Annotated in this window: 8 protein-coding genes; 5 read left to right on the forward strand and 3 right to left on the reverse strand. The window is 66.0% G+C overall.

Features of this window, described 5'->3' with window-relative positions:
* The first annotated feature begins 12 nt into the window (after positions 1-12).
* Positions 13-630, forward strand: a complete 618-nt coding sequence (locus RHODMAR_RS08340) for a hypothetical protein (protein WP_042938437.1) — start codon at positions 13-15, stop codon at positions 628-630.
* On the opposite strand, the gene RHODMAR_RS08345 is transcribed toward RHODMAR_RS08340, so the two are convergent.
* Genes RHODMAR_RS08345 through RHODMAR_RS08355 form a run of 3 tightly spaced genes read right to left on the reverse strand, consistent with a single transcriptional unit; the run spans position 600 to position 3,015 of the window.
* The gene (locus RHODMAR_RS08345; RefSeq protein WP_008713409.1) at positions 600-1,400 is read right to left on the reverse strand and encodes an exodeoxyribonuclease III; all 801 of its coding nucleotides are present in this window, start codon (positions 1,398-1,400) and stop codon (positions 600-602) included. The two genes, RHODMAR_RS08340 and RHODMAR_RS08345, sit on opposite strands and share 31 nt — an antisense overlap.
* Positions 1,401-1,460: 60 nt before the next feature.
* Complete coding sequence (locus RHODMAR_RS08350; protein ID WP_008713411.1) at positions 1,461-2,390, reverse strand: N-acetylglutamate synthase, CG3035 family; 930 nt, start codon at positions 2,388-2,390, stop codon at positions 1,461-1,463.
* Between the two features lie 22 nt (positions 2,391-2,412).
* On the reverse strand, positions 2,413-3,015 hold the full coding sequence (locus tag RHODMAR_RS08355; RefSeq protein ID WP_042938441.1) for a peptide deformylase: 603 nt from the start codon (positions 3,013-3,015) through the stop codon (positions 2,413-2,415).
* 346 nt (positions 3,016-3,361) lie between these two features.
* On the opposite strand from RHODMAR_RS08355, the gene RHODMAR_RS08360 reads away from it, so the two are divergent.
* The 4 genes from RHODMAR_RS08360 to RHODMAR_RS08375 form a co-directional block, all read left to right on the forward strand.
* Positions 3,362-3,700: a DUF3263 domain-containing protein gene (locus RHODMAR_RS08360; RefSeq protein ID WP_008713415.1), complete on the forward strand. Its 339-nt coding sequence runs from the start codon at positions 3,362-3,364 to the stop codon at positions 3,698-3,700.
* Positions 3,701-3,758: 58 nt separating this feature from the next.
* A complete protein-coding gene (locus RHODMAR_RS08365; RefSeq protein WP_198289417.1) occupies positions 3,759-4,292 on the forward strand; it encodes a LytR C-terminal domain-containing protein in 534 nt (177 codons plus the stop codon).
* A 119-nt stretch (positions 4,293-4,411) separates the two neighbouring features.
* Positions 4,412-5,122, forward strand: coding sequence for a superoxide dismutase[Cu-Zn] (gene sodC, locus RHODMAR_RS08370; protein WP_008713420.1), 711 nt, complete (start codon positions 4,412-4,414; stop codon positions 5,120-5,122).
* A gap of 1 nt (position 5,123) precedes the next feature.
* The coding region (locus tag RHODMAR_RS08375; protein ID WP_232433600.1) for a glutamate--cysteine ligase at positions 5,124-6,075 on the forward strand (952 nt) is incomplete at its 3' end.

Below are 6,075 nucleotides of genomic sequence, written 5' to 3' on the forward strand. Positions count from 1 at the left end.
GTGGGTATTCCCATGAGACCAGCTGTGTACCTCTTCATCGCCGTCATGTTCGCCGCCTATCCCGCACTCCGGCCGTACTCCGACGAGGTGGGTACCCCGGGAGCGCAGGCGTTCGCATCCTCGCAGTGGGTGCTTGCGCACACCTTCGCGATGCTCGGCTTCATCGCACTCGGTCTGGCGGTGTTGTACACCGGTAGACGGTCCGATCTCGCCGTCGTCACCACGTGGGTCGGCGTCGGCCTGGTTCTGACGTACTACGGCGCGGAAACGTTCGCCCTGCATGCTCTGGGTGTCGAGGCCGTAGCGAACTCGAATCCCGCCCTGATCGAACTGGCGGATCCGATCCGCTATTCGCTGGTGCAATCGGTCATGTTCGGTCTCGGGCTGGTGCTGATCGCCGTCGGGCTGGTGGCATTCGCGCTGCGGAACCGCTATGCGATGGTGCTGGCGGCCGGGTTCGTGCTGTTTCTGCCGCAGTTCTACACCCCGCCGGCCGTACGAATCGCTCACGGCGTGCTGATCGCCGTCGGAGCGATCATCGCCGCCCGAGCCGTCGCGAAGCGGTCCGCCGAGACAGTGGGTAGGTCTGCCGAGAGTGCTCAGCCGATCTCGACGATCACCGGAGCGTGATCGCTGGCTCCCTTGCCCTTGCGTTCCTCGCGGTCGATCGACGCGCCGGTCACGCGGGCCGACAGGGCAGGGGAGGTCAGAGCCATGTCGATGCGCAGACCCTGCTTCTTCGGAAACCGCAATTGCGTGTAATCCCAGTAGGTGTACGTCCGGGGTTCGGGGGTGAACTGCCGCGTCACCTCGGTGAACCCGGCGTCGGCGAACGCGCTGAAGGCGTCGCGCTCGGCCTGGGAGGTGTGGGTCTTGCCCTCGAACAGTGCGGGATCCCAGACGTCGTCGTCGGTGGGCGCGATGTTCCAGTCGCCTACCAGCGCGATCTGTGCCTGCGGATCCGCCGTCACCCACGCCTGCGCGTCGGCCTTCAGTGCGGCCAGCCATTGGAGTTTGTAGGTGTAATGCGGATCGGCCAGCTCGCGACCGTTCGGCACGTACAGGCTCCAGACACGGACGCCGTCACACGTGGCACCGATGGCGCGCGCTTCCTGCGCGGGATCGATCTCGGGGTCCTTGCTGAATCCGGGCTGATCCTCGAACCCGACCTGCACGTCGTCCAGACCGACCCGGGACGCGATCGCGACGCCGTTCCATTGACTCAATCCGGTATGGGCTATCTCGTACCCGATGTCGGTGAACCGCTGATACGGAAACTGTGCGTCCTTGCACTTGGTTTCCTGCATCGCCAAAACATCGACGTCGGATCGCTCCAGCCAATCGACGATTCGATCCTGACGAGAGCGGACGGAGTTCACGTTCCAAGTAGCCAAGCGCACGGGGAGGAACCTTATAGAACGCCTCCGACACGCTCGCGACCGATCGCATCGAGCACGTCGTCACGAGGCCGGACGTGCGTAGCGATATCGGTGATGCTCGGCGAAGCCCAGATCTCGGTACAGACCGGCGGCGTCGGTGTTGTCGACGGCCACCTGCAGATATGCATGGGTTGCGCCGTTCTCTCGTCCCCATCGCACCAACTCGCCGCACATCAACGTGCCCAGGCCGTTGCGGCGATGCTCCGGGGCGACCCAGAGCGAGGTCAACCCCACCCAGCATCGACCGTCCGGGGCGGTGGTGACCGCCGCACGCCCCACTGCGAGGGAGCCGGTACCGAGCGTGCCGAATCCGAGCGTGCCGTCATGGACCGCGGAGACCACCTCCGCTGCCCCCGTCGGTGCCTGGCGGCCCTGGTAATGCAGGGAGCTCAACCAGTCAGGCGTCGGATGCGCTGTCACGGCGATGGCCGAATCGCCCTCGCGCAGCACGAGGTTCGAGATATCGGCAGCCATGACCGACGTCTCGTTGTACGACGACCAGCCGGCCGGGACGGTGCCGAGGCGATCGGGAAGTGAGAGCGTCGGCGGTACTCCTCGTGCGGCGTACCAGCCGGTGATGTTCGACAGCGTGTCGGCCGTCGTCGATGCTCCGGGTTCGAGCGGTACCGCCGAATTGGCGCGACCGGTGAAACCGTGCCCGAAGCGCAGCTGCCAACCGTCGACCCATTCGCGCTCGACGCCCGGCCATCCGTCTGCTGCGGCCGCCTCGAGCGACCGAATCTCCGACGTCCGAATCGGCCTGGGGCCCAACGGTTTCAAGGCCACGACGCGGTCCACGGCTACCTGGACGAGCGCACCGTCCCGGCCGCGGACCGAGACTGCGACGGCGTCGATGGACACCAGTTCGCCGATGACGTCCGTCATCGGATGGGTGTGCCCGGGTGGCAAGCGGTAGCGGAGCATCACCCGCGACCCCACCGCAACGCTCATGATTCCCCGGTCATCGGGTGAGTCAGTCTTCGTCTTCGTCGTCGTGCCCGAACGGATCGTTCACCGTGCCCGGCGTCCAGCTCAGTCCCGGCACACCCCAACCGGCTCGTTTGATGGCCTTCTTCGCGGCCCGCGCGTGTCGGCCGATGAGCACATCGGTGTACAGGAAACCGTCGAGATGACCCACCTCGTGCTGGAGCATCCGAGCGAAGAAGTCTCGCCCCTCTATGTCGACCGGATCGCCGTTGGCGTCCGTGCCGGTCACCCGGGCCCAGTCCGCGCGGCCGGTGGGGTGCTGCTCGCCGGGAACCGACAGGCAGCCCTCGTCGTCGTCTTCGGGGTCGGGCATCGTCTCCGGAATTTCGGACGTCTCGAGCACCGGGTTGACGACCTCGCCGCGGCGGCGGATCATCTTGCCGTCCTCGCCCTGATCAGGGCAGTCGTAGACGAACAGGCGCTTGCCGACGCCTACCTGGTTGGCTGCGAGACCGACACCGTTGGCGAGTGCCAAGGTCTCGTACATGTCGGCGATCAGCTCGGCCAGCTCGGCGGGTGACTCGGTGACGGGAGCGGTAGCGGTATGCAGCACCGGATCGCCGACGATCCGGATGGGAAGAATTGCCATGGTCGACAAGGATAGTGGGTGGCTCACGTGCCCTGGCCGACGGCAACCGCACCTGGTTGTTCGGTATCGGCGTCGGCGTGCGGGATTCCGCCGATGGGTAGCGACAGTGAACCACCGGGTGCGGATCGACCTCGTGAGTCGTGCGGCCTACCTTCACCGAACACGCCACGCGCCGCTACCTCGCGGGAGCCGTTCCCCGGGCGTCGAGCGTGGTTGAATGATCGTCGAAGAACATGTGTGTAATTCGGTCGGTGCCCGTACGGGTGTCGGCAGCACTGGGGGAAGTAGATTTCCCCGTGGCCGGTTTTCGGGCAGGCCTCGGGGAGTCGAGAAGTCGAGGAGTGGGATGGACGGCGCAGCAGCGCGTGACTCGAACCAGTCTCAGCAACCGGGAAGTTCGGACGGCACTCAGGATCCGAATGAGGTCGGTGCGGACGGCCTGAGTCGACGAGAGCACGACATCCTGTCCTTCGAGCGACAGTGGTGGAAGTACGCCGGGGCGAAGGAAGAGGCCATCAAGGAACTCTTCTCCATGTCGGCGACCCGCTACTACCAGATCCTCAATGCCTTGGTCGATCGTCCGGAAGCCCTCGCCGCGGACCCGATGCTGGTCAAGCGACTGCGTCGACTGCGTGCGAGTCGGCAGAAGGCCCGCGCGGCACGTCGTCTGGGTTTCGACGTCTGAGCAGGGCCTGTGATTGCGTGTTCCGAGCCGTCGTCGACGGTCGGCTAGGGTCGAGTACGTGAGCAGCCCCAACCCGGAACAGACCGGGCCACCACTCCGTGCTCTGGCCATGGTCCTGATATCGCTCGCGATCCTGTTCGCAGCGATCGGCGCACTCTCGCTCACCGGTTCCGATTCCGATGCGGCCGCCGAGCCGTCCGTCGCGGAGACCACGAGCGCGCCCGCGGCAGTCGCACCGACAGCGCAGGCTCCTGCAGCTCAGGTTCCGGCAGGCGACGCGCCTGCCAGCTCCGCAGCGCCGAGCCCCACCTCGGGAACACCCGCCGACATCGAAGTGCGGGTCCTCAACAACTCGAACATCTCCGGTCTTGCGGCCGGTACCGCCGATACGTTGACCGCCGAGGGATGGACGGTGGTCGAGACCGGAAACTTCAACGAGGCCCAGTTCGCGCAGACCGCGGTGTACTACGGCACGGGTGCAGGTGAGGAACAGGCCGCGCAGACGATCGCCACCCAACTCGGCGTTCCGGCCGAGCCCAAGCCGACCTCGCTCGAACCCACGGTCGGCGTCGTGGTCATCGTGACCCAGTAATTTCTTACCGTTGACCCACTGATTTCCGAACCTCGAGATCGTGCCCGGTTCGGTCGAATCGGGCGGCACGTTATCATTTTCGAGCCCGGCGAAACTGCCTGAAAGAGGAGCGATTTCCGATGGACATGTTCAAGCGACGCACTGCTGCGACCCGATCGTTGCGTTATGTGGTGCCGGTCCTCGCGATCGCAGCGCTCGGTCTCTCTGCCTGCAGCAACGGCGAGGTTCGGTCCGACGCACCCGGTACCGTCCCTCCGGTCTGGACGGGCGAATCCGATCCTGCGGCCGCAGCCGGCGCGGGTGACGGGCGGGCCGAGTCGGGGTCCGCCGACTCCATCGAAGGCACGCTGCGCAATGCGTCCGGTGCCGAGGTCGGTACGGTGACGTTCGCGTCCGAGGGCGACAAGCTCACGGTCACCGCCGAGGTCGAGGATTTGGCCCCCGGCTTTCACGGATTTCACGTCCACACCGTCGCCGCGTGCGAGCCCAACTCGGTAGCACCTACCGGCGGCGAACCGGGTGCGTTCCTGTCCGCGGGCGGCCATCTGCAGGTCGACGGCCGCACCGAGCACCCCTCCAGCGGTGATCTGACGTCCATCCAGGTCGGCGAGGACGGCACCGGCCGGCTCGTCACCACCACCGACGCGATCACGCTCGACGATCTGCGCGCGGATGGTGCCGGAACCTCGGTGATCGTGCACGAAGGTGCCGACAACTTCGCCAACATCCCGCCGCGGTACACGCTGGCCGACGGTGCCTCGGTGCCGGACATGACGACCCTGATGACCGGCGATGCCGGTGCACGGGCAGCGTGCGCGGTTCTCCAGTAGTTTGAGCGCTCCCCGGATCGACTTCGCGAGCTCACCTCGCCCGACGCTCGGCGTCGAGTGGGAGATTGCACTGGTCGACAAGAACACGCGAGACCTGGTGAACTCCGCCGAGGCGGTGATGGACGGGGTCAGTGAGCTGGCCGGGGACACCCCGAGGGTGACGAAGGAGTTGCTGCGCAACACCGTCGAGCTCGTCACCGGAGTGTGCGAGAACGTCGGGGAAGCGATGGAGGACCTCGGTGGCTCCCTGGAGCTGGTGCGCCGGGCTGCGGATCCTTTGGGAATCGACCTGTTCTCGGCCGGCACGCATCCCTTCGCCGAGTGGTCCACGCAGCAGCTCACCAGCTCTCCGAGCTACGACGAGCTGATCGCGCGCACGCAGTGGTGGGGTCGTCAGATGCTGATCTGGGGCGTGCACGTACACGTCGGAGTGTCGTCCCCCGACAAGGTTTTTCCCATTCTGAACTCCCTGTTGCTGCAGTACCCGCACCTGCTGGCGCTGTCGGCGTCTTCGCCGATCTGGGCGGGCAACGACACCGGTTATGCCAGCAACCGTGCGTTGATGTTCCAGCAACTGCCGACCGCAGGGCTGCCGTTCCAGTTCGAGAACTGGTCGCAGTTCGAGGGATTCGTTCGTGATCAGCTCAAGACCGGCGTCATCGAACAACTCGGCGGTATGCACTGGGACATTCGGCCGGCTCCGAAGTGGGGAACCATCGAGGTCCGGGTGTGCGACGGAGCGTCGACCAAGCGGGAACTGGCCGCCCTCGTCGCGTTGACGCATTGCCTGATCGTCCACCTCGACGAGCGACTCGAGGCGGGGGAGACTCTGCCGTCGATCCCGCCGTGGCACGTGCAGGAGAACAAGTGGCGGGCCGCCCGATACGGCCTCGATGCGGAGATCATCGTCGACTCGGACAGCAACGAGCGGTTGGTCACCGACGATCTGAGTG

The sequence above is a fragment of the Rhodococcus sp. AW25M09 genome (assembly GCF_000333955.1).
Taxonomy (GTDB): Bacteria; Actinomycetota; Actinomycetes; order Mycobacteriales; family Mycobacteriaceae; genus Rhodococcoides.

Coding starts and splice junctions, on each gene's coding strand:
- RHODMAR_RS08340 (WP_042938437.1), top strand. CDS start 13: ATGAGACCAGCTGTGTACCTCTTCATCGCCGTCATGTTCGCCGCCTAT.
- RHODMAR_RS08350 (WP_008713411.1), bottom strand. CDS start 2,390: ATGAGCGTTGCGGTGGGGTCGCGGGTGATGCTCCGCTACCGCTTGCCA.
- RHODMAR_RS08355 (WP_042938441.1), bottom strand. CDS start 3,015: ATGGCAATTCTTCCCATCCGGATCGTCGGCGATCCGGTGCTGCATACC.
- RHODMAR_RS08360 (WP_008713415.1), top strand. CDS start 3,362: ATGGACGGCGCAGCAGCGCGTGACTCGAACCAGTCTCAGCAACCGGGA.
- sodC (WP_008713420.1), top strand. CDS start 4,412: ATGGACATGTTCAAGCGACGCACTGCTGCGACCCGATCGTTGCGTTAT.